The sequence below is a fragment of the Streptomyces sp. NPDC102278 genome, from assembly GCF_044766345.1.
Taxonomy (GTDB): domain Bacteria; phylum Actinomycetota; class Actinomycetes; order Streptomycetales; family Streptomycetaceae; genus Streptomyces.
Genome location: NZ_JBIWLV010000002.1, coordinates 16,489 through 38,234, shown reverse-complemented (window position 1 = coordinate 38,234; position 21,746 = coordinate 16,489). Strand labels below are relative to the sequence as shown.

At 70.9% G+C, this 21,746-nt stretch carries 23 protein-coding genes and 2 pseudogenes; 14 read left to right on the top strand and 11 right to left on the bottom strand.

The features are described 5' to 3' along the window. Positions 1-349: 349 nt before the first annotated feature. Positions 350-1,822, top strand: a complete 1,473-nt coding sequence (locus tag ACIRO3_RS04915) for a PepSY-associated TM helix domain-containing protein (RefSeq protein WP_404132487.1) — start codon at positions 350-352, stop codon at positions 1,820-1,822. A 142-nt stretch (positions 1,823-1,964) separates the two neighbouring features. On the opposite strand, the gene ACIRO3_RS04910 is transcribed toward ACIRO3_RS04915, so the two are convergent. After that, positions 1,965-2,699, bottom strand: a complete 735-nt coding sequence (locus ACIRO3_RS04910) for a DUF1775 domain-containing protein (protein ID WP_404132484.1) — start codon at positions 2,697-2,699, stop codon at positions 1,965-1,967. Positions 2,700-3,565: 866 nt separating this feature from the next. Here ACIRO3_RS04910 and ACIRO3_RS04905 point away from each other — a divergent pair. From ACIRO3_RS04905 to ACIRO3_RS04895, 3 genes are read left to right on the top strand one after another with little or no spacing between them, the layout of a single operon-like run. Continuing rightward, positions 3,566-3,910: a PadR family transcriptional regulator gene (locus ACIRO3_RS04905; protein ID WP_404132480.1), complete on the top strand. Its 345-nt coding sequence runs from the start codon at positions 3,566-3,568 to the stop codon at positions 3,908-3,910. After that, positions 3,907-4,266, top strand: coding sequence for a hypothetical protein (locus ACIRO3_RS04900; protein WP_404132477.1), 360 nt, complete (start codon positions 3,907-3,909; stop codon positions 4,264-4,266). Before ACIRO3_RS04905 ends, ACIRO3_RS04900 begins: the two co-directional genes overlap by 4 nt. Further along, complete coding sequence (locus tag ACIRO3_RS04895) at positions 4,236-4,763, top strand: hypothetical protein (RefSeq protein ID WP_404132474.1); 528 nt, start codon at positions 4,236-4,238, stop codon at positions 4,761-4,763. The genes ACIRO3_RS04900 and ACIRO3_RS04895 overlap by 31 nt, the downstream gene beginning before the upstream one ends. A gap of 249 nt (positions 4,764-5,012) precedes the next feature. Here ACIRO3_RS04895 and ACIRO3_RS04890 read toward each other — a convergent pair. Then, positions 5,013-5,337: pseudogene (locus ACIRO3_RS04890) on the bottom strand (hypothetical protein); the annotation flags it as partial. A gap of 129 nt (positions 5,338-5,466) precedes the next feature. Here ACIRO3_RS04890 and ACIRO3_RS04885 point away from each other — a divergent pair. Continuing rightward, on the top strand, positions 5,467-6,354 hold the full coding sequence (locus ACIRO3_RS04885; protein WP_404132471.1) for a hypothetical protein: 888 nt from the start codon (positions 5,467-5,469) through the stop codon (positions 6,352-6,354). A gap of 43 nt (positions 6,355-6,397) precedes the next feature. Here ACIRO3_RS04885 and ACIRO3_RS04880 read toward each other — a convergent pair whose 3' ends face one another. From ACIRO3_RS04880 to ACIRO3_RS04870, 3 genes are all read right to left on the bottom strand, one after another. Beyond that, positions 6,398-7,561 carry a tyrosine/phenylalanine carboxypeptidase domain-containing protein gene (locus tag ACIRO3_RS04880; RefSeq protein WP_404132469.1) on the bottom strand — a complete coding sequence of 388 codons (1,164 nt, stop codon included), beginning with the start codon at positions 7,559-7,561 and terminating at the stop codon, positions 6,398-6,400. A gap of 238 nt (positions 7,562-7,799) precedes the next feature. Then, complete coding sequence (locus ACIRO3_RS04875) at positions 7,800-9,575, bottom strand: immunity 49 family protein (protein ID WP_404132466.1); 1,776 nt, start codon at positions 9,573-9,575, stop codon at positions 7,800-7,802. A 555-nt stretch (positions 9,576-10,130) separates the two neighbouring features. Then, positions 10,131-10,361, bottom strand: a complete 231-nt coding sequence (locus ACIRO3_RS04870; protein ID WP_361781557.1) for a DUF6479 family protein — start codon at positions 10,359-10,361, stop codon at positions 10,131-10,133. A gap of 302 nt (positions 10,362-10,663) precedes the next feature. Between ACIRO3_RS04870 and ACIRO3_RS04865 the strand changes: the two genes are divergently transcribed. Further along, positions 10,664-11,548, top strand: a complete 885-nt coding sequence (locus tag ACIRO3_RS04865; RefSeq protein WP_404132463.1) for a hypothetical protein — start codon at positions 10,664-10,666, stop codon at positions 11,546-11,548. 102 nt (positions 11,549-11,650) lie between these two features. On the opposite strand, the gene ACIRO3_RS04860 is transcribed toward ACIRO3_RS04865, so the two are convergent. Beyond that, positions 11,651-12,049, bottom strand: coding sequence for a VOC family protein (locus ACIRO3_RS04860; RefSeq protein WP_404134065.1), 399 nt, complete (start codon positions 12,047-12,049; stop codon positions 11,651-11,653). A 116-nt stretch (positions 12,050-12,165) separates the two neighbouring features. Here ACIRO3_RS04860 and ACIRO3_RS04855 point away from each other — a divergent pair, with 116 nt between their 5' ends. Further along, complete coding sequence (locus ACIRO3_RS04855) at positions 12,166-13,284, top strand: helix-turn-helix transcriptional regulator (RefSeq protein ID WP_404132460.1); 1,119 nt, start codon at positions 12,166-12,168, stop codon at positions 13,282-13,284. 42 nt (positions 13,285-13,326) lie between these two features. Here ACIRO3_RS04855 and ACIRO3_RS04850 read toward each other — a convergent pair whose 3' ends face one another. Continuing rightward, a complete protein-coding gene (locus ACIRO3_RS04850) occupies positions 13,327-13,815 on the bottom strand; it encodes an isochorismatase family protein (protein WP_404132457.1) in 489 nt (162 codons plus the stop codon). 206 nt (positions 13,816-14,021) lie between these two features. Here ACIRO3_RS04850 and ACIRO3_RS04845 point away from each other — a divergent pair, with 206 nt between their 5' ends. Further along, complete coding sequence (locus tag ACIRO3_RS04845) at positions 14,022-14,381, top strand: hypothetical protein (RefSeq protein WP_361781542.1); 360 nt, start codon at positions 14,022-14,024, stop codon at positions 14,379-14,381. Positions 14,382-14,561: 180 nt separating this feature from the next. Here the strand turns inward: ACIRO3_RS04845 and ACIRO3_RS04840 are convergent, their stop codons facing one another. Together ACIRO3_RS04840 and ACIRO3_RS04835 are read right to left on the bottom strand one after the other, a co-directional pair. Beyond that, positions 14,562-14,828, bottom strand: a complete 267-nt coding sequence (locus ACIRO3_RS04840; protein ID WP_361781539.1) for a hypothetical protein — start codon at positions 14,826-14,828, stop codon at positions 14,562-14,564. Between the two features lie 222 nt (positions 14,829-15,050). Next, the gene (locus tag ACIRO3_RS04835) at positions 15,051-15,482 is read right to left on the bottom strand and encodes an SRPBCC family protein (RefSeq protein WP_404132454.1); all 432 of its coding nucleotides are present in this window, start codon (positions 15,480-15,482) and stop codon (positions 15,051-15,053) included. Positions 15,483-15,786: 304 nt separating this feature from the next. On the opposite strand from ACIRO3_RS04835, the gene ACIRO3_RS04830 reads away from it, so the two are divergent. The 3 genes and pseudogenes from ACIRO3_RS04830 to ACIRO3_RS04820 form a co-directional block, all read left to right on the top strand. Next, positions 15,787-16,131 (top strand): DUF5713 family protein, encoded by a 345-nt coding sequence (locus tag ACIRO3_RS04830; protein WP_404132451.1) that lies wholly within the window; start codon positions 15,787-15,789, stop codon positions 16,129-16,131. A gap of 190 nt (positions 16,132-16,321) precedes the next feature. Next, a complete protein-coding gene (locus ACIRO3_RS04825) occupies positions 16,322-16,948 on the top strand; it encodes a nucleoside/nucleotide kinase family protein (protein ID WP_404132448.1) in 627 nt (208 codons plus the stop codon). Between the two features lie 445 nt (positions 16,949-17,393). After that, positions 17,394-17,660 (top strand): annotated as a pseudogene (locus tag ACIRO3_RS04820) (hypothetical protein); the annotation flags it as partial. A 524-nt stretch (positions 17,661-18,184) separates the two neighbouring features. Here the strand turns inward: ACIRO3_RS04820 and ACIRO3_RS04815 are convergent. Beyond that, positions 18,185-18,403 (bottom strand): hypothetical protein, encoded by a 219-nt coding sequence (locus ACIRO3_RS04815; protein ID WP_404132445.1) that lies wholly within the window; start codon positions 18,401-18,403, stop codon positions 18,185-18,187. Positions 18,404-18,968: 565 nt separating this feature from the next. Continuing rightward, positions 18,969-19,211, bottom strand: a complete 243-nt coding sequence (locus ACIRO3_RS04810; protein WP_404132441.1) for a hypothetical protein — start codon at positions 19,209-19,211, stop codon at positions 18,969-18,971. A 247-nt stretch (positions 19,212-19,458) separates the two neighbouring features. Between ACIRO3_RS04810 and ACIRO3_RS04805 the strand changes: the two genes are divergently transcribed. The 3 genes from ACIRO3_RS04805 (at position 19,459) to ACIRO3_RS04795 (ending at position 21,629) form a co-directional block, all read left to right on the top strand. Next, positions 19,459-19,977 (top strand): MarR family transcriptional regulator, encoded by a 519-nt coding sequence (locus ACIRO3_RS04805; RefSeq protein ID WP_366147014.1) that lies wholly within the window; start codon positions 19,459-19,461, stop codon positions 19,975-19,977. A gap of 169 nt (positions 19,978-20,146) precedes the next feature. After that, positions 20,147-20,617 carry a hypothetical protein gene (locus ACIRO3_RS04800; protein ID WP_404132437.1) on the top strand — a complete coding sequence of 157 codons (471 nt, stop codon included), beginning with the start codon at positions 20,147-20,149 and terminating at the stop codon, positions 20,615-20,617. 157 nt (positions 20,618-20,774) lie between these two features. Then, the gene (locus tag ACIRO3_RS04795; protein ID WP_404132434.1) at positions 20,775-21,629 is read left to right on the top strand and encodes an NmrA family NAD(P)-binding protein; all 855 of its coding nucleotides are present in this window, start codon (positions 20,775-20,777) and stop codon (positions 21,627-21,629) included. Positions 21,630-21,746 lie beyond the last annotated feature (117 nt).

Genomic DNA, 21,746 nt, shown 5'->3' with positions numbered 1-21,746 from the left:
GCCACCTCGCGGTGACCTTCACACGGTCACGGATTCGCGCGTGCGCGATCGCCCGCGATCACGCATGCACCACAGGAGGAGAAGCGATGCCGGAGCGGACGTACCGGGAGACCGCCCCGATCGGCGGCCGGCCCGCCGAGCACGTCCGGCGGCCGATCTCCGAGACCGGTCACCCCACCGCGGGCACCTCCACGCTCCCCTCACCCGCTCCCGGATCCCACGACGCCCCACGCCGTAATGCCCGCCCGATCGCCGCCCCGCGATTACGACCCTCGCTCTCGGCGTCCATCACTCATCGGCTTCGCCGTACGCGCGCGCACGGGGCGCCCGTACCGATTGGGGAACACACATGTCTTCGACCATTGACCAGGACACACAGGTCACACCGGACACTCAGGACCCACGGGACACGGCCCGAACAGCACCGGATGAATACCCACGCCGCTCGTGGCGAGGTGCGCGCGCCCTGCTGCTGCGGCTGCACTTCTACGCCGGGGCCCTGATCGCCCCGTTCCTGCTCGTGGCGGCCCTCACCGGGCTGATCTACACCTTCACCCCGCAGCTCGACCAGCTCGTGTACGGCGACGAGCTGCGCGTCGAACAGGTCGGCGACCAGGTCCGTCCTCTGGCCGAGCAGATCGCCGCGGCACGGTCCGCGCATCCGGAGGGCTCGCTCGCCACCATCACCACGCCGGCGGACCCGGAGCTCACCACCCGTGTGGTGCTGTCCGTGCCAGACCTGGGGGAGAGACAGCGGACCGTCTTCGTCGATCCGTACACCGCGAACGTGCGAGGTGAGCTCACCACCTGGTACGGATCGACGCCGCTCACCACCTGGTTGGACGACCTGCACCGCAACCTGCACCTCGGGGAGACCGGCCGCCTCTACTCCGAGGTCGCCGCGAGCTGGCTGTGGGTCGTCGTCGCGGGCGGCCTCGTCCTGTGGATCGGTCGCAGCCGCGGGCAGCGTGCCAGGTCGGTCCGCGGAGTGCTGCTGCCCGAGCGGGCGGCGAAGGGCGTGCGACGAACCCGCGGCTTCCACGCGGCGACGGGCGTATGGCTCGCGCTCGGCCTGTTCTTCCTCAGCGCCACCGGCCTGACCTGGTCCCACTACGCCGGCGAACGCTTCGGGCAGCTGCTGGACGTGACCAAGGGCCGTGCCCCCGAACTCGACACGCTGCTGCCCGGCGCACAGCCGCCCGCCGAGGCGGAGGGCAGCGCGCACGCCGGACACGGCGGGGCCGAGACGGCGGCCGACGCCGATCCGGCCGCCTTCGACACGGCACTGGCCGCCGCCCGCAAGGCCGGCCTGGGCGGCGCCGTCGAGGTGACGCCCCCCGCCGACGCCTCCAGCGCGTGGGTGGTGGCGCAGAACGACAACGTCTGGCCGGTGCACTACGACCGGGTCGCCGTGGACGCCGCCAAGAGCGAGGTCACCTCCCACACCCGCTGGGCGGACCACCCGCTGTCGGCCAAGCTCAGCAAACTCGGCGTCCAGGGCCACATGGGCGTGCTCTTCGGCATCGCCAACCAGATCGTGCTGGCCGCCATCGCGCTCGGCCTGATCCTGCTGACCCTGTGGGGATACCGCATGTGGTGGCAGCGCCGCCCCACCCGCGAGGACCGCACGACCACCATGGGCAGGGCCCCGGCCCGCGGCGCCTGGCGCAGCCTCCCCCTCCCGGCCCTCGCGGTCGGTCTCCCGGCCGTGGCGGTGCTGGGCTGGGCGCTGCCGGTCCTGGGGGTGACGCTGCTCGCCTTCCTGATGATCGATGTGGCCGTCGGCCTCGTACGCCGGCCCGGGGGAACCCAGGCGGGCTGACCCGCGGGGCGTCGACGCCGGGTGACGCGCGGACCGATCCGCGCCACCCCGCACCGGCCTGCGGCCGGGGCCTGGGTCCCGATCGGCTCGCGGCCGGGGTCTGCGCACGGTTCACGCCGTGGGCAGACCCCGGCCGCTTCGCTCAGACCTGACTACGGTCGCGGCGCATCCACCAGAAGGCGCCGCCGCCGGCGAGCAGCAGGACGACCGCGACCACGCCGACGACGACTCCGGTACCGCCGCCCGCGTCCTCCTCGGTCGCCGCCTGCGCGCCCGCGGACGCGACGGGAGCGGAGGGAACCGCCGCCGACGGCTGCACGGGCGTGGCGGCGCTCGGCGTCGGCGACGGTGACGGGCCCGGGGCGATCGGCCTGGCCCCGGGGGCCGCCGCCTCCAGCGCGAGCACGGGGGCCGGGTTGTCGACCTTCTCGCCGTTGGTGGGCACCTCGATCCAACGGGAGACCTTTCCGTCGCCGTACGTCTCCAGCGTCTTGAACGCGAGGGTCTTCTCGTCGGGCAACTGGCGCACCACGATGCTGTACTCGGCGTCCGTGCCGGTCGCCAGAGCCGCACCGCCGATCGCGTACCCGTCCGCGGTGGCCGTCAGCTTCCACTCCTTGGGAGCGGTCTTCAACGTCACCGCGTCCGGCGTGATGCCCTTCGGGAGCACGACCCGCAACTCCGCGATGCCCGCGGTGTCCGACTCCGCCTCGGAGGTGAAGGACACGGTGACGTTCTCGGCGAGCGCGCGCGGGTCGGAGGCGGTGACCTCGGCGTGCGCGGAGGCCGGAGCGGCAGCCACGCCCACGACCACCAGGGCGCCGACGGCCGCGAGGCCCAGCCTGCGGAGCTGAAGGCGGGTGTCTGAGCTGTTCACGATGGAGGAAGCCTCTCGGTACGGGGGGCCGGCCGCACCGCGCAGGTGCGCAGCCCGCCAGGATCAGGGGAACGTCTCCCGCACATCCCGCAGGAGGCCCCCGACGTACCACCGCGTGACAGAGCATCGCCGTCACCGCCGGCCGCGACGCGAGACCGTTGAGGGGTACCGAGACGGCCCGCAGGTGTCTTCGGACCCATGGCCGGGAGCGGAAGCCGAAAGCCGCTCCGGCAGCCGCGACCGCCGATTGCGCCCATCGCCCCACCGTCCGCGGCAGCCGGCTGAGCACCTGATCCGCGCGGTACATGAGCAGGGCCATCACCCATGCGGCCACACCATGGGCCGCCGTCATCGCCCACACGCCGCGGTGAGCCGCGTGCACGATCTCCGGCACCCCGCCGTGTCCTGCGGTGTCCCCGAGGCCTGCCGGCCGCGGCACGGACAGGGCCCGGTGCAAAAGGAGTTGGGCCGCGCCGGTGGCCGTGACCACCTGCCACCACGGCCGGGGCGGGCGGGCCGCGAGCCAGGAGACGGAGAAGACGGTGGCCGCCCCGGCCGCGGGCCACGGCCAGGACACCGGCCCCTCCGAGGCCAGACGATGGCCCACGACCGCCAACGCCGAACTGAGCAGAGTGAACACGGCAGCCCGCAGCCACCGTCCGCTCCGCCACCCGGGCCGCGGACACGAGCGCATCCCCGCAGGAGCTCCGACCATGTCGGGCCCATCATCCACCGGCCCCCGACGCCGTCAGGCCGAACTGTCAATTGAGGAGCAGTTTTCCCGGAGCGCGGGGTCGGCCTCACCCAGCTCGCCCCTCATGGGTCGGCCATCGACATATGTCGGACAGCGAGCTGTGGTGATCGTTGTGAACGATCAGCCTCTGCGCGAACCGACCCTGCTCATCCTCACCGCGATCGCCGACGCCCCACGGCACGGGTACACGATCGCCCAAGAGGTCGAGAAGATCTCGGAAGGTCGAACCAAGATGCGTACGGGAACGCTGTACGGCGTCCTTGAGCGCCTCCTCGAACAGGACCTCATCGCCGTCCACGAGGACCAGGTGGTGGAGGGGCGCAGGCGCCGCAGCTACACGCCGGCTCCGCGCGGACGCGAGGTCTTGGCCGCCGAGGCGGCCCGCGTCGCACGCACCGCCCAGGAGGCGACCCGGCGTCTGAACCTCGGCGGCCTCGGCAAGGCGGTCACGGCATGACCGCGCTGTTGAAGCTCTACCCGGCCTCCTACCGCCGGGAGTTCGGTGACGAGATCGCCGATGCCTACCGCGAGGCCACCGACGGCGCGAGCAGGACGGCGCGGACGCGCGAGGCCGCCGACATCGCCGGGCACGCGCTGCGCATGCGGCTCGGACTCGGCTCGGCGGGGCGTACCGGCCGGCTCCTCGCGGCCGTGACACCGTTCGCCGTCATCGCCGTCGGCGTGTACACGATGTTCCTGACCAGGCTGACGGTCTCCGCCCTCCGCGTCGCCGACCGGATCGGCGACATCGGCCCCGTCGTCCTGACGGGGGCCGGGGCGCCGTGGCCCTCGCGGGCGCGGTACCGGCCCTGACCGGTTGCTGGACGGCGGGCACCTGGACCGTACTGGCGGGCCTCACCGCGAGTTCCACTGCCCAGCTCCTACGGCCCGGCCTGAGGCTGGAGTTCGCGGTCTTCTTCAGCGGTCCGGCACTCCTCTTGGCCCTGATGGTCGTGCTCTGCCCGCCAGACCTGCGCCCGATGCTGCGCCCGCGCGCCTCGAAGGTGGGGGTGGCCGCCGCGCCGGCGGGGGCGGTGGTACTGACCACGGCGCCCGCACTGTGGCTGCTGCCGCACCCGCTGCCCACCGCCGTACCGACGGCCGTCGGACTGCTGCTCGCCGGCAGGCAGGCCTTCACCCGGCTGCGTACGGCTCCCGCAGTCCTCCTGGCGAGCCTGCCGTTCGCGGCGATCGGCATCATCATCGGAGCGGTGGACGCGCTTCTGCTGCCCCTCGTCCTCGCCCTGCCGCTCGCCGCGGTGGTGGGCATCCGCAACCGACGCCGAGGACCGGTCACACCCTCGCCGTGAGGCACGCGGGAGCGCGCGCGAGGGCGGGCGGAACGAGGCGCCCGAACGATCGGAGTGCGGGCCGTCCCCGTCGGGGGCGGCCCGCTCCGCCACGAATCCGAGCAGATCCGGCCGTCGGACCAACGCGCCCTCTCAGCCGCCGTGAAGGACTCGAAAGCGATCGGATTCCGACCGCGACGCTCGGCCAGGACGTGGCCACGCGAGCCCGTGCGACGAGGGAGGGCGCTTCGCCCAGTCGCCCGCGGAGGGCGGTCGCGACTCGTTCACCGAGTGGGGGACGGCCGTGGCGCGACGGGCGACGAGTTCGTCGCAGACGGCCGCGGGGGTGAGCGTGGTCGCGTCGAGCTCGATGACGCCACCGCCGAGTAACGCCGGGTGGTCCCGCAGGATGCGGACCCCGACCGCCCGGTAGACACTCGGCTGGGCCACCACGGCGACGCGACGGTGGCCCGCGCCGAGAAGGAAATCGGCGTGGATACGCCATGCGGATCAGCGGTGGTGTCCCGGACCACCACTCAAGGGGTCTTCCGGCGATCCCGCCCGCGTCATTGACCTCGTGAACGGCCAACTCCAGTCCGGCTGCGTCTTTCGGCCATCCATGACCGGGATCTGGTCAAGTGGCGGGATCCACCCCTGCCGCTCGGTCCGCTTTGGGAAGCTGCTCCCGCCCGATCGGGCCAGCTAAATGATCAGGAAGGCCCGATTGGTCCAGCGTCAGGAAAGGGTCCGTGATGCTCAAGTGGACTTATTGATCGGCATTGCCGAAAAAGTCGTCGTCGCCGTCTCGGCCTCGACGCTCTCGCTGGTGGGAATGCGCTTCTTCAGGCCGCGCGTGAAGCTCTCGCCCGAGATGACGGTCCGGTGGTCCGAGGAGGCCGGCGGGCTGCGATACGGCATCAAACTGGTGAACAAGAGCCGGCGCACGCTGGTGGACATCAAGTTCGAGCTGGTGTTGGTCTACAAGAACACAGAAGGCCGGAACAAGACCAAGCTGATCAAGCGCAATCGGCCGGACCCGATGTCCATCAAGGGCCGCAGCTGGAGGAGGAAGCCGGAGGCCGACAGTGTCGCGGGGGTCTACACCATCGCGTACGCCGAGGACGTCATCGCAATGATCGCGGAGCGCACGGCCGGCGGCACCCGCCCGGCACACCTTCGCTTCCGGTGCTTCGCGCGGGACGGGATGTCCGGCATCGGGCGGCAGTTCGAGGTGAAGTACGAGCCTGCCCTCGAGGCCATGGCCTACGGCGTCTTCGAGAAGGGGAAGGGCTTCAAGATCGAACGAGAGGAACCCCACGCCGGCTGGACGGACCGGCCGGCCCGGTTCCGCACACCGCAGGAGGGAGCATTGGCGACCACCGGAGCACCGGCGACCGTCGGAGCACCGGCAGGCAAGGCCACCGGGAAGGACACGAGCTCCGGGGGAGCGGTGCCCGCGCCGCGGCACGACACCGATCCGCCCACGACGGTCGAGGCGGCGAGGGCGGGCGACGCGGCCAGGACGGGTGACGCGGCCACGGAAATCGAGGCGACCCCGGAGACCGGCGCGCCCGACTCCGGGCCGCCGCGCCGCGAGGGTCCCGGCGCCTGATCACCCACGGCCGGGCGGGGGCATGGCCCCCGCCCGGCCGTGCTCAACCCCGTACGATCGTCCGGACGCGGTCCATGAACGCCTCGTCGGGCCGCCGCAGGGCGTCGCCGAGATGCTCCAGGACCTGTGCCTCCCGAAGCAGGTCCAGGCGGTGGAGCGGCCATTTGGAACTCATCAGCAAGTCGTGGTCCCCCGGGTGGGCGGTCAGGTGCGCGTCGAGCATGCGGTAACCCCCCAGGTACACGTGGTCCTTGATGAAGCCCCCGGGCTGCGACGTGTCCACGAGCCCCCGCTTCACGCGCACCGCGACGTCGAAGGCCGTGCCGGGCGAGGTGTACGGCGCGAGGGCGTCCACAACGTCGGTGAAACTCCCGCGCAGGGCCGCGTCCACGGCGACCACACGCAGGGCGAACCGCCGGTCCAGCCCGTTCCCGTCCGCCGCCCGCTGCTCGTTCCAGACGGCGAAGCCCTCCTCGGTGGCCGTGTGTCCGGAGAGTTGGAGGCCCAGGACATGGGCCCCGCGCACGGCGTTCACCCAGCGGAAGACGTGCGTGCCTATCTCGTGGACGATCAGCTGTACCAACTCGTCCCGCGACAGCTCGACATCCGCCCGAATGCGCACCGACCGGTCGCCCGTCGACACGCTCATCCGCGCGGCCGCACCCGGCTTGACCCGTACCGTCCAGTCCGTGAGGCCCTCGGCGGCCAGTACGTCCGAGATCGCGGTGGCGGCGACGTCGGCACTCAACCCGGCACCGTCGTCGCGGTCCTCCTCTGGACCGCCGCCCTGCCTTTCCGGGTCCTTCCCGAGCAAGGCAAGCGCGTCGGCGAGCAGAGCCGCGTCCGGCGTGCCGTTCTCCGACACCGTGGCCTCCGTGAGCCGCGCGCCGTCGTGGCTCGCACACGCGTGGTACCGGTCCAGGTACCGGGCGGCCTCGTCCGCGATCAACCGGTGCCAGGGATCGTCGCGGGCGGCCGCCTCCTCGTGTATCTCCCGCAGGGCCCGCACGCGGGTTTCGTCCACCTCGCGGTACGTGAAACGGGGATCGGCCGCGACCCCCCGTCCGGCGTCACCGAGGAACCGCTCGCGGTGCCCTTCGAGGTCCTCGGGTAACACCACTCCCAGCAGCGACAGGCCGGCCGTGGCGGACTTGTAGCGGGTGGCCGCGGAATCGGCGCGCCGCATACGGTCGATCTCGGATTTCACGCCTGGGGTCTCCGTAGGTCGAGGTCGGATCGGGGGTGGGTCATCGTCGGATCTGGGCGGAGGCGTGCTCATCTCCCTGCTCTCACCTCCCTGTTCCCCACTGTTCCCATCCGTTCGAGCACTAAGCGGGAACTCCGTCCTCCACCCCCGGCCGCTCGACCACGCTTTCGGACGGTCCCGCGTCGACCTACGGAGTCGGCCCACCGAGTGGCCTACCGAGACCGGCTGCCGAGCCCGCCTACCAGGGGCGGGCGGCCGTGAGGAGCCGCTGGGGCAGGTAGGGGGACTCGACGCGGATTGCCCAGCCCCGGCGTCGGGCGTGGCAGGCCAGGGCCAGCACGTCGAGGTTGATCGCGACGTCGATGGTGTCGGCGCGGTCGGCGACCTGGTAGTGGTCGCGGTGGGCTTCGAGGGCATCGGCCAGAGCCAGGTTGAAACTCTCCTCGTCGCCCTCCACCAGCTGCGACAGCAGCACGGCGGGCGGTGGGAAGAACCCCCACTCCTTGGCCTGCTCGGCCCCGCGCAGCGCCCGCTCCGCCGCCTGTTCGGGATCGACTCCCGTCAGGTAGGCGTGCAGGGCCTCCCGGTACGAGGCGAAGGCCGAGCCGTCCTTGCCGGCGATCGAAGGGCCGGCGAGGACCATGGGAGCGAGATCCTCGCGCACCCCCGTGATCAGGGCGAAGGCAACGGCGCTCGTCCAGTTGCCGGCGCCCGCCGCCTCGCCCCGGGCGGCCGGGCAGCTCAGGGTCCGGCCGTCGACGGTCACCTCGACCTCGGTGCCCGGCTCCGCCATGGCGATGCGGAACAGGGCAGCTCCCAGCCGGGAGGCCAGCCGGAGGTTCGCGATCTGGTCGTCCGTGACGTCGGCCGAACCGACATCGGTCGAATGCCCCGCGCGCCACTTGAAGAGGAGTTCCTGGTAGTGCATGGCACTCCCGAGCTGTGACGCGGCGAGGGGCTTTCCCGCCTCCCGGGTCAGGGCCTCCTGGGTGTAGCGGTCCCATCGAGCCTCGATCTCCGCGCTCCGGGGCTGCCCGCCGGCCGGCCGCGCGACCACCAGTGGGGCCGCCGCCAGCGCGGCGACCGCATCCGGCCGCCGGTCGACGCCGAAGCCCCGCACCCTCGGGCCGCGCCCCTCGAAGTTCGTGACCAGGGCGTGCGGCAAGTAGTCGGTGTGGAGAGCCGGCATCCAGCCCCGGGTCCGGTACGCCAGCGCGGCCAGACCGAGCGGTCGGAGCGGCAGGAGACTGCTCGGCGGGGCAACGATGCTGTTGGCGGCGCTGTGCGCGAGCAGAAGCGCGGTCAGCCCGGAGTCGAACTCCTCCCGATCCTCCGCGGCCACGGCGCGCAGGGTCCTCAGCGCCACGCTGTCCGGCCGGTCGAGGAGGCTTTCGCCGGTCTCCTCGGCCCGACCGGCGATGCGGCCCAGCGCGGCGTCGATGGCGGCGAGCTTCGCCTGTGCGCTCGGCGGGTACTCCTGATCGTTTCCGGTGTCGTCGAGGACCTGCGCCATGAACCCTGTGATCAGCTCGCCGGCGGGGCTCCCCTGTGCCTGCTCCGCGAACTTCTCGCGAGCGAAGTGGAAGGCTTCACCGTGCGACGAAGCCCTGTCGCTCAGCAGCGTGAGGCAGAACGCGTCGATCCACTCGCCAGGGGTGATGCTCTCCTCGGCATCGTCCTCGTCACCCGGGCCGTAGCTCAGGCCGAAGTTCACGTAGTCGAGGAAGACCTGGAACGTGCAGTGGGGGTGGTACGCCGCGAAGGAGACGGCACCGGCCGCGGCCTCGGTGGCGTCCTTGAGCGCGGCCCTGGCCTCCGGAGTGTCGAGAAGGGGCGTCTCGACGGAGAGGGCGCCCAGGTAGTCGAGGAACTCGTCGGCGATCGACTGCCATTCGTAGGTGGCCATCCGGCCTGCCTTCGACATGGACCGGACCTGTCCTCCGATCCGGTCGACGAAGTCCTCGCGTGCCGCCGAAACAGCTGTCTCGCCCACCTGATGACGCTCTATCCGCACTGCGCTGCTCCTCGATGCCGGTCTGTGCGGACAGCCTAGGCGCGGCATCCGACATGCCGGCCGCCGAGCTTCCTCGCAGATCAGCCGGACGGCGACAGCGACGACTTCGACCACGTCGTCGAGGCGAGCCTCCACGCGCCCTCGGGACGGCTCATCGTGATGGGCTGCACCGACTCCCTCGACGCCGCGGCGCGATGTGACGTACCCGCCGGCTGGACCCGAGCCCGAGCCTCTCGCCGGAACCTCGCCGCTGCCGTCCGCAGGATGGAGTCGGACGAGGAGCCAGAGTTGCCCGAGACGCCCGAGACGACCGAGGAGATCCGGCTGCAGACCTGGCCCGCTTCGTTCTCCCCGCCGCGGATCGTCAAGCGATGGCCCCAACCGCAATAGCCTCCGCCGCGGCACGGCCCTTCGTGTCCAAGGGGCCCGGCCGGCAGGGCGGCCTCGTCCCGTCTCAGCCCGCCCCGTCCCGGCCCGTCTCGTCTCCGTCCCGGCCCGTCTCGTCAGCGAGGCGCGGCGCGGTGAGGCGCGGCGCCGCTACGTCCGGGCGGGCGGTCAAGGGCGCGGGTCCCGCTCAGGGTCCTCGTCGGGGGTCTGCCACGAGTCCTGCCGGGCCGCCGCCTGCGGGCTCTGGTCCATCGGCGCGGCGCCCGGATCCTTACGGCGCGCGGAGCGCCGGCTGCCGTACCAGAACGCGCCGATCAGCAGGGCGGCCACGACCACACCGGCGACAAGCAAGAAGAGGGACGACGAAGCGTCGGCCGCGACATGGAGAGAAGTGATCATGAGGGCCGTCTACCCGCTGTCCCGCATCTCCATGAGCAACACTCGCGCGAAGCGGATGGAAGCAACCCGTTCGTCGCACAGGCGCGAGAGGGATCGGCTCGGCGCGCGGTCCCGGGGCTCATCCACCACACCTTTCGGCCGGCCCCATCTGCCGCACCAGTAAAAGGAGTTGTCCGCGAAAACATGCCCTTGCCAGACTCCGGTGCCCTGGGGTGGCGCTCCGCCGCCCGGGAGTCGGCGTTCGACGCACAGGGGGGAGTTCGATCTTGAATCGATACCGGGGGACTCGTTACCGGGGGAACGTGGTGGCGCGTACGGTCGCCGGGCTGGGGCTCACGCTGGCCCTGGCGACCAGCGGCGTGCTCGCGGCGGGCGTCGCGCACGCGCAGCCCGTCACCGAGGGGACGGTCGCCTTCAGCGGTGACGCGGGGGACTACATCAGCGGAGGCGAGAGCTACGCGTACTCAGCCGGCCAGGACGTGATCCAAGTGACCGGCTCGGCGGCCCGCTCGCTGGTCGACGTCAGCGTCAGCGGCACCAACGGGGACTGGTGGTCCCTCTCGCTCGCCGCGCCCGCCGGCCGGCAACTCACGGCCGGTACGTACGAGGGGGCCACCCGGTACCCCTTCAACGGTGGCAACGCCCCGGGCCTGAGCCACTCCGGCAACGGCCGCGGTTGCAACGAACTGACCGGATCCTTCACCATCTCGAAGATCACCTGGGGCCCCAACGGCTACGTCGAGGCCCTCGACGCCGCCTACGAGCAGCACTGCGAGGGCGGCGAACCCGCCCTGCGCGGCGAGGTGCACATCACGAACCCCGCGCCGCCCACCGAACTGTCCCTGGGCGTCGGTGTATCGGTGGAGGGGAGGGCCGGCGCCCTCAACGGCCGGGCCACCGTGCACGGCAAGGTCAGCTGCAACAAGCCGACCGAGGTCGACGTGTCGGGCCTGGTGACCCAGGTCAAGCGCAAGGTCCTCATCCGCGGTCCGTACAGCACCAGGGTTTCGTGCGTGCCGGGCGCGCCCGTCACCTGGAGCGCCGAGGCCGACCCCACGGGTACGACGCCCTTCCAGGCCGGTGACGTCGAGGTCAAGGCGACCGCCGCCGGGTACGACGCCGACTACCAGGTCACGGTGACGGCGAGCGACATCGCCGCCGTGCACCTGACCAAGGTCAAGAAGTAGCACCCCCGCGCCGAGGATCTCCTCGGCGGCCGGACCCGGCCGCTGAAGTGGCCCTCGGCGCGGCCATGTTCGCCGATACTACCCGCGACGGCGGCCCTTCCGTCAGCGAGCGAACTTCTCGACGGCGGCCGCGGTGACGGGAGTGAAGAAGTTCACGAGGTTGCCGTCGGGGTCGCGGAACAGGAGCGCGCGGTTGCCCCAGGGCATCGTCGTCGGCTCGTTGACGAAGTCCTCCACGAAGCCGGTCAGGTTCTGGTGCACGCCATCCACGTCGTCGACGAGAAACTCGATGATGACACTGCGGTTCTCGGCCGGGCGGGCGGAATCCGGTGCGAACAAGGGGACGGTGCGGGTGCCGGCGATCGCGAGGGTGGCGGAGGCGGTCCTGAGTTCGGCGAAGTCCTCGTTGGCCCAGTTCGCCAGAATGCCGGTGGCGCGCTCGTAGAAGCGTACGAGGCGGGCGACGTCGCCCGTGATGATGCGGATCGAGACGAAGTCCATGGGTTCTCTCCGGTGGTGGTCAGTGGGTTCATGCATCAGTGGCTCAGTGCCTCTGACCGCACGCTACGACCAATACCGGACAGAATCCGCCCGGTATCTGCGAGAGACTTCGGGACATGTCCCGACCCATTGCTCGCGTGCTCGCCCTGCTGGAAATCCTGCAGTCGGGGGGCATCCAGACCGTGGCCCACCTGGCCGATCGGCTCGATGTCGACGAGCGAACGGTGCGCCGGTACGTCGGCCATCTCCTCGACCTCGACGTGCCGGTCGAGTCCGTGCGCGGGCGCCACGGCGGCTACCGGCTCGGCTCCGGGTACCGCATGCCCCCGCTCATGCTGAGCGACGACGAAGCGCTCGCCGTGCTTCTCGGCCTGATCGCGGGCCGGCGAGCCGGGCTGATGCCGACCGCCGGTACGGCGAGCGGCACGGCGAGCGAGACGGCAGCAGCCAAGATCCGACGGGTGTTGCCCGATCGGCTCGCCGGCAGACTCGACGCCGTACTCGGCTCCGTCGCTTTCACGAGTCCGCCCGGTGGGTCGGCCGCCGCCCCGGAAACAGGGGTCCTGCTCTCGATCGCCGACGCGGTGCGCCATCACCGGCCGATCCTGATCCGGTACGCCGGCGCCGACGGCCGGCGCAGCGAGCGCACCCTGCACCCGTACGGGCTCGTCGCCCACTCCGGCAGGTGGTACGTCAGGGGTGTGGATCCCGCGATCGGTGAGGACAGGACGTTCCGTCTGGACCGCATCACCGGTGCGAGGGTCCTGCCCGGCGCGTTCGAACGGCCAGCCGGGATCGACCCGGCGGAGGACGTCCTGACAGGACTCGCGACCGCCCCCTACCGCCACGAGGTGACGCTGCGAGTCCGGGGAAGAGCCGAGGAGATCCGTGCCCGTCTCCCGGCCGGCATCGCGATCGTGGAGGAGACGCCGCCCGCGAGCGCCGCGGATACGGAACCGGAACCGGATACGGAAACGGACAGGGACGCGGGAACGGACAGGGACGCCGAAACGGACGAGGTTGTGGGCGCCGACGCCGACGCCGACGCCGACACGGATGCCGGTCGCTGGTCCCGCGTCGAGATCCGGGCGGAACGCCTCGATTGGCTCCCTGCCGTACTCGCGTCGCTCGACCTGCCGTTCGTCGTCGAGCGGCCGGATGAGCTCCGCGACCTCGTCGAGGCGTTCGCGCGCAGACTCGTGGAGTCCGCCCGGCGCACAGCACCTCGCGTATGAGGGCCGGGAGGGTCCGGCGAGGCACTCAGAGAGGCGAGGCACTCAGAGATAGGAGGCGGCGGTTCGGATCTCACCGATCCGAGCGAAGACCCGTTCCACGGTCAGGGTGTGCTCGTCGGCGGCGAACCCCGACATGGCGTCCGCCGCGAACTCCACCTCGTACCCGCGGTCCGAGGCGGCCCACGCGGTGGCCGCCACCCCCATCGTGGTCACCAGGCCCGCGAGGACCACCGTGTCCACGCCCCGTTCGCGCAGCCGGTCGTCCAGGCCGGTGCCCTCGAAGGCCCCGACCGTCCGCTTGACGATCTCGATGTCCCCGGGCCGTACCAGCCCTTCCGCGTACCCGCTGCCAGGCGGCTGCTCGGCGACGTTCGGCCGCTCCACCCGCACCACCACGACGGGCAGCCCCCGCCCCCGGAACGCCTCGGCCAGCCGGCGACAGCGCTCCTCCACATCGGCACCGGAGTACGGGGCCAGGGGCAGGGCGACGATACGAGGCATCAGATCGATCAGAACCAGCGCAGGATTCACCCCCCGATCGTAGACCGCCTCCCCGGCCGGTCGGCGCCGGGCCGTTCGGGGGCAAAGGCGGTGGTCACCGCGCCGTGCCCCGTGCCCCGTGCCCGCTGCACGGGCCCCTGCCGGCCGCGCGCCGCGCAGGCCGGGCGAGTTCGGAGGAGACTGGAAGGGTGGGCGGGGATTCTCGGGACGGCGGGACGCACAGCCGTGGAGGAACCATGACGGCGATCACGCGCGACCAGACCCCCGTGGCCATCGCGGGCGAGGGTGTGGAGTTGCGGCTGAAAGAGATCGGCGGCGGCTTGTCCGTCGCCTTCATGAGCCTCTCCAAAGGGATGGAGATGGCTCCGGCGCTCAAGGGGTTGCCGGACGACCTGTGCCAGTGCCCGCACTGGGGCTACCTACTCAAGGGCACACTCAGGATGCACACGAAGGACGGCGAGCGGGACTACTCCGCGGGCGAGGCCTTCTACTGGGCGCCGGGGCACGCCCCGGAAGCGATCGAGGACGTCGAGTACGTGGACTTCTCACCGACCGAGGAGTTCCGCACGGTCGTCGACCACGTGACGTCGCAGTAGGACGGACGGCGGTACGACTTCCCCGTCTACGGGACGATCGGCCCGGTGGCGGTGGGCCACGCGCTCCTCGGTACCTGCGTCGGCATCGCCGTCGGCGCCTTGACAGTCCTGCCGATCGGGCGGACGCGGACACTGCCCGCGATGGCCCCCGTCACGGCACCCGCGCGCCGGCTGCGCCGCTCACGCCGACTCGTCGCGAATGGCGTTGCGGTGTTCTTCGTAGACGAGCCTCGCATCGTCGCTCGGGAGCGCGGCGGTGGCGAGGCCGCAGGCACACGTGACGACGGTGAGTTCGGACGAGGTGCGCTGTGTATGCCCCTCGGGGGTGGTCCAGGCTTCACCGGCCGGGTTCTCGTACCGGAGGTTGTGGCGGTACTGGGGCTTGCGCGCGGGGCGCGGGGCGTAGCCGGTGCCGGACTGGTCAAGGGTGAAGCGCTGCTCGCTCATGGTTCCATTGTGGCCGTTCGTGAACGCGGGAAGGCCCCCGAAGATGACGGCGGCACCGGATCCAGCCGCATGACTACTCCGACTGGGGCGAGGCGGCCGAACTTCCCGCGGGGGCACGGGCGCGCGCGGCGGCCTGGCTGTCGGCGGCGTACGGGTCCGTCCGCGTCAGGCCGCCTCACGTGCCGAGGGGGCGGAAGCCACCGCGGAACCCGCACTGCTCCATCAGAGATCCGCGAGCACCTGGGGCATGACGCGCTCCACCTCGTCCGCGAGACGGTTGAACTCCTTTCCGAGGAACGGAGCGGCCAACTTGTACAAACCTTTGAAGTCCAATCGGGCCCGGTAGGTGAGAGCCGTCCCGCCCGGGACGGCGGCCAGGAGGAGATCGTCGGTCGTGGTCACCGTCGAGTTGCCGCCGACGAAGGTCAGGCGGTCCTCGTCCAGGCGGACCAGCCGGTACGTGAGCCGGGTTTCCCGTCCACGGAACTCGGACACGTTCCTCCAAGTGGAGCCGACCCGCACGGGCCCGTCGTCGAGGCGCACGCAGGTCTTGGTGCCGGGGTCCCACTCCTGTGCCCGGGAGAAGTCCTTCAGATAGTCGATCAGGACCGCCTGGGGCCTGGGGACCGTGAATGATCGCTCTACGAAGACCACGGCGGACTCCCTCTCGTGAAACCGGCCGGACTCGTGAAACCAGCCTGAACCGGCACCTCTGCTTCGGCTTGTGATACACCCTTCCCCCGCGGGCGACGCCTCGGATGCACGCGGGCGCAGAACCGCGCGATCCGCCCGGAGTGGCGGTTGGAGCCGCGAGAGGGTCTTCGGCGCCGGGGCGAGGCCGGAAACCTCACGACCCTCACGGCCGCGTCAGGGCGACCTCACGGCCCAACTGTCAGTGGGGTGCGCGAGGATCGGACCCTCCGCACGTCGCCCACACTCCATACGGGACGGAAGCCCCATGCCGCAGCTCACCAACCAGCAGATCACCAGTCGCGCCTTCCTTCGACCGCTGTACGCGGACTCCTACTTCCCGAACCACGTTCTCGACCGGGGCAGGGAGATCCTGCTGAGACTCTGCGAGCGGATCGAGGCCGAGAAGCCGGCGGACCTGACAGCCCTGTACGCGCTCACCCACGCGGCCACCGAGGAATTCAACGCTCTGGACGGGGAGTTCGAGAAGGCGGGAAGCGCGATCGAGACCGTCGCTCGCGAGGAGATCGCCGAGGACTTCTGGTATGTCGCGTCGGCGTACGGTTTCGCCGACGCGGACGTCGAGGCGCTGATCGCGACCCGCGACTGGTGAGCGGTCACGGCCCACGCGCCTTACGTCGTCCTACGTCTTCCAGGCCATCTCGAACCATTGCGGATCGACGACTCCGTTCAGGAGGGTGACGCCCTCGATCGGTTTCCTGCCGAAGGGACCTCGATGCGGCACCGGCTGGTCTCGACCTCATACGACTCCCAAGGGCCACGCCATGGCGCAGGATGGGGCCATGGAGTTCACGGAGCTGGAGGAGCGGGCGCGCAGGCTCGCGGCGTCGGGGGACAGGCGGATCCTGGGGATCGCCGGGCCACCCGGGGCGGGGAAGTCCACCCTCGCCGAGCGGCTGGCCCGAACCCTGGGGCCGGAGTTGGCCGTCGTGGTACCCATGGACGGTTTCCACCTGGCGCAGGCCGAGTTGGTGCGCCTGGGCCGGGCCGACCGCAAGGGTGCCCCCGACACCTTCGACGCCGCCGGATACACCGCATTGCTGGGCCGGCTGCGTTCGGCGGGGGTCGGTGAGCCGGCGGCCGGTGAGGTGTACGCCCCGGCCTTCGACCGGTCGTTGGAGGAGCCGATCGCCGGGAGCATCCGGGTCGACCCCGCCGTGCCCCTGGTCGTCACCGAGGGAAACTACCTGCTGTACGGGGCGGGGGAGTGGGCGGCGGTACGGCCGCTCCTCGACGAGGCCTGGTACCTCGCGCCGGACGACACGATGCGCGTGCGGCGGCTCGTCGACCGCCATGTCCGCCACGGCCGGGAGCGGGCGGCCGCCACAGAATGGGTCCGCCGTTCCGACGAGGCGAACGCCCGGCTGATCGCCCCGGGGCGGACCCGGGCGGATCTGGTGGTGGAATGAGGCACGGACCCGCGTTGCACCGGCAGTGGGGCACCTGGCGGGCCGCCGCCTGCGCCGGGGCCCCTTAAGGGCAGAACAACGGGGCCTTAAGCCCTCCTTAGGTCGCCTCGCATCCGCGTCGAAAGAGGCGGACAGCGCGGCTGCGATACCCCCGTCGACCTCTCGGGCGCCAAGCCTTCCACCTGCAGCTTTGAACACGCTCCCCGCGAATTCGCCCCCACGCTGCCCCGCCCCGCGACGCCCAGATCCTCCGCACGGCGGGATTTGTCACCCGGCGACAGGACTGAACTCGCCTGAGTTCTCGGCCGTATGCAGGACGGAAGGACAGCGTCCATCGAGCCGAGGAGTGTCAATGTCGCGGAAAAGGACCATGAGCCGTACGAAGAAGCTCGTGTTCTCAGTCGTCGCGGGAGCCATGGTGGCGGGAGGAGTCGCCGCCACGGTGGCGACCGGCAACGCCGCCGTACCCGACGTGGTGTGCAAGGGGTCGTCGGTGACGTTGTCGGGTGAGGCGGGCGCCCCGGCGGCGAGCAGTGGGACGTTCCCGGTGGGTACGAAGTTGAAGGTGACGAACCTGGACAATGGTCAGGCGACGACGGTGACGGTGAATGGTCCGTCGGGTAGTTGTGTCCTGTTGAACAACGCGGCGTTCGAGAAGGTCCGGGAGCCGGGCAAGAACCTGATCCGCCGAGCCCGCGTCGAACGTGTGGGTGGTGGCGGTGGCGCGCCGTCCGGCCCCGCGGGATCGGCGGGCGCGGCCGGAGCTCCGGGCGCGGCGGCACCAGGGGCCGTACAGGTACCGCCGGCCGCCGGCGACGTGGTGTGCAAGGGGTCGTCGGTGACGTTGTCGGGTGAGGGGGGTGCGCCGGCGGCGAGCAGTGGGACGTTCCCGGTGGGTACGAAGTTGAAGGTGACGAACCTGGACAACGGTCAGGCGACGACGGTGACGGTGAATGGTCCGTCCGGTAGTTGTGTCCTGTTGAACAACGCGGCGTTCGAGAAGGTCCGGGAGCCGGGCAAGAACCTGATCCGCCGAGCCCGCGTCGAACGCGTGCTCTGAGCCACCAGAGGCCGTTCGGGGCCACTGAAGCCATGGCTGGGGGGCACGTGCACGCCGTCCCCGCCATGGCTTCAGCGCCGACTCGCGACGGACCGGCAGCCCGAGCTTTTGTCGCACAGCCGCCGCCCTCGTCTGTCCACCGTCGGCCACCGTCGGCCGGACAGACGTAGACCGTCTCAGTTGACTCCGAAGGCCTCGACGGAAGGCCGCACCGAAGGCAACGACCACAGCTCCAGGGACCCGCTGATCAGGTCCGCCAGAAACTGAACGGCGCCTCCCGTGTAGTGCCACCAGCCGCCATTACGGGAGGTCACGGTGACAGTCCACTCATCGGGGCCGGCCTCACCGGTGCTCCAGAGGAAGTAGTCACCCTGGTTCGACGTGGCCCAGGGCAACAGTCCTCCAGGCGCGGGAGACGGGTTCAGGGGGACGGCGGTTTCGGCGTCTTCGCACCACTCCGCGAGGATCGAGATCCTCCGGGTCTTCGGCCCACGCCTTCTCCCGCCCGGGGGGCCGGAAGCCGACGCACAGGAAGTCACCGAAGACCATGGACGGGTAGGCCGCAGCGAGCAGCTTGTAGTCCGAGGGCAACCCCACGCCCGGGCATTGCCAGGTCGTCGATCGGGCGCCGTCAGATCGCCTCGTGCTCTACCCGTGCGTGCCCGCAGACGCGGATGATCGCGCCTGCGCCGATGTCCGGCCCCGTGAAGTCCTGGTACTGGCTGGAGCAGAAGTCGGAGTCGCCACGGAATCCCGGACATCCGCAGGGCCGGACCGGCGGGATGAGCGAATGCACCTCGGCGCAGAATTCCAAGGACCCGGGTGACATGGACCCGGGTCGATTCCGGACCGGGCGAGCCACTCGGCAGCTGCACCCCGTGCCTGATTGACCAGCCGCGCCGCCTCTCTGAGAGCTCGCACGTGCTCGTCAGTGAGGCCGTCGGACGGCTTCCTGCACGGTCACTGCTCGTCGACGCGCTCGCACACGACGAATCCGGGTTCGATCTCCGAGCATTCGAAGACCGGCTGGGAGATCCCCACCGTCATTGGCGTGCCCGTTTCCGATCCAAGGCCCGCAGGGTGGTAGGCGGGAGAGAAGTGCCGGCTCGCATGGGGACGCTTTTCGAGCAGACCGCGAAACTCCACGATCAGTTCGCCAAACTCCTCCGGGATGGAGTAGCTGAACTTGCGCTGCTCCGTCATGGCTGCCTCCTTGGCCGGGAATCGCTGGTACGCCTCGCGGGGCAGTCACCCACCCACCCGGTTCAGTTTTGCGCGGCGAATGCGCATCGGAGGCGTGCGCCACGCGGATGAGCCGCCAGAGCTCACGATGGGGTCAAGCCGCGTCGCTCCACCGGATGAGGCGACGGCTGACGGGGGCGGAGCCGGCTGGGCACGGTGCCGGGTACAGCTCTTGACAGGCCAAATGGTTAGCCGCCATATTACTTCCATGACGAGGAACGGCATCGATGGCGAGGCGCCCACGCTGGACCAGGCCAGGCGCCAGGTCGAGCACTACGGCCTGGAGGTCGATCCGCAAGCGGTGCTGGTCGCTGTACGGCTGATCTCGGCAGGCGCGAGAGTCGGCCGGGCGGCCGAGGCGCACTTCGCCAGGTTCGGCCTGTCGACGGGGCGCTACCGCCTGCTCGCCGACCTCGAAGACCACGGTGGCGAGAAGTCCCCCTCGCGTCTCGCGATCGACCTCGATGTCTCCAGGGCCACGATCACCGGCCTGCTGGACGGCCTTGAGCGGGAGGGGCTGATCGCCCGCCGCCCGTCCGTGGAGGACGGCCGGGGCACGGTGGCAGTCCTGACCGCACGCGGGGCGCAGCGTCTCCGCGACATGGCATCCGATCATTTCGGGCGGCTCGAGGCGATGGTGAGCGGGCTCTCGTCCGAGGAGCGCGCGGTGTTCCTGGATCTGCTCGCCCGCGTCGTGCGCGGCAGCACGGCCTTGGTCGCCGACTGACCGGGCTCCAAGTCGTCTTGGCCCCGCCCTCCGGGCAGGGCCCTTTTTTCGAGGCAATAGTTAGCTGGCTAATGACATAACTGCCTCATGGCATCGCGAGGGTGGATCGGTCCTGTTCTCTCCCTCCGCACCACTTCGGTTCCCTCACACGAATGAGAAAGAGGCCGACATGCCCGCAACCAAGGGCAGAACCAATCGAAACCGAACGGCCTCCCGGCAATCCCGACCGTTCACCCTGTGGCGCGAGGTGCTCACCGCCTACGTCGCCCCGGCACTGACGGCCGGCGTGGCCGGAGTCGCCACCGGGCAACAGGACTTGGCCGTGGCCGCCTGCACCTCCATAGCCGGCACCTCCGCCCTGGTGGCTTTCCTGATCGGTACCTGGTTGCGCAACGGCGGGCAACCCCGACGGTGGACCACCACCACGCCGCGCGTCGCCCTGACCACCGCACTCGTCATCACCGCCGCCGGCGCGGCGGCCCTACTGGGATGGTTCACGGCCCAGTGGCTACCCGCTCACACTTCCATCCCCGCCACCCCGTGGCTGGAGCGACTGCGCATCGACCTGCCCGTCTCCGCCGCCCTCGCCACCACCATCGTCACCCTGCGCTGGCGCACCACCACGACGTCCGCGACATAACCCGCCCCGGCGCCGGACCCAACCCGCCCCACGATCCCAAGCCCGGAACCAAGCCCAATCCCAGGCCCGAGACCGAACTTGAACCCGACCGAACCTCTCCCGGCAGCACCCGCCACCGGGGGAGTCACCAAGGAATGAGCACGCGATGATCGTCGTCATGGGAGCCACCGGAGCCACCGGGAACGCCCTGCTCCACAGCCTCCACACACTCGGTGCGACCGTCCGCGCACTGACCCGCACCCCGCACCAGCCGATCCCCGGCGTAACCGGCGCACACCAACGGTCCGTCGAGGTGCGGTACGCCGATGCCACCGCTCCCCACTCCCTGCACACCGCCTTCAAGGGCGCCGATCAGCTCTTCCTCGCCATGGCCAACAGCCCCGCACAGGTCGAACTCGAAACCCGTGTCATCGACATCGCCGCACACGCCGGCATCGGACACATCGTCAAGATCTCCGCTCCGGCCGCCGAACCCGACTCTCCGGTCGCCATCTCCCGCGGACACCACGCCATCGAGGAACACCTGCGCGCCGTCGGCCTCGCCCACACCATCCTGCGCCCCTACGCGTTCATGCAGAACCTCCTGCGCCTGGCCCAAGCCGTCGCCCAGGGCATCATCCTCGGCACGACGGGCGACGCGCCCTACAACCACATCGACTGCCGCGACATAGGAGACGTGGCCGCCGCCGCCCTCACCAGGCCCGACATCGCCGGAGGCGCCTACACCCTGACCGGACCCGAAGCCGTCTCGCAACCCGAACTCGCCGCCCGACTCGGCGTCCTGACGGGCCAGCACGTCCAGTACCACGATCTCCGCCCGGACGAACTGCGCGACCACCTCATCCGCAACGCCCACATGCCCACCTGGCTCGCCGACCACGTGACGGAGATCCAGCAACTCGCCATCGCCCGACCCGAAACCCCCACCACCACCGTCAGCGACATCCTTGGCCGCCCGCCCCGCACCCTCGACGCCTTCCTGCACGAACACCGCGCCCACTTCAGCCGATAGGCGCGCCGCCTCAGGCCGGATCCGCTACGCGGATTGAGGTCGCGAGGCGGCGAGTGTCTGAGCAGTGGTTATCGGGGCAGCCTTAACAGGGATCGTGGTTTCGACGTATGGAGGGTG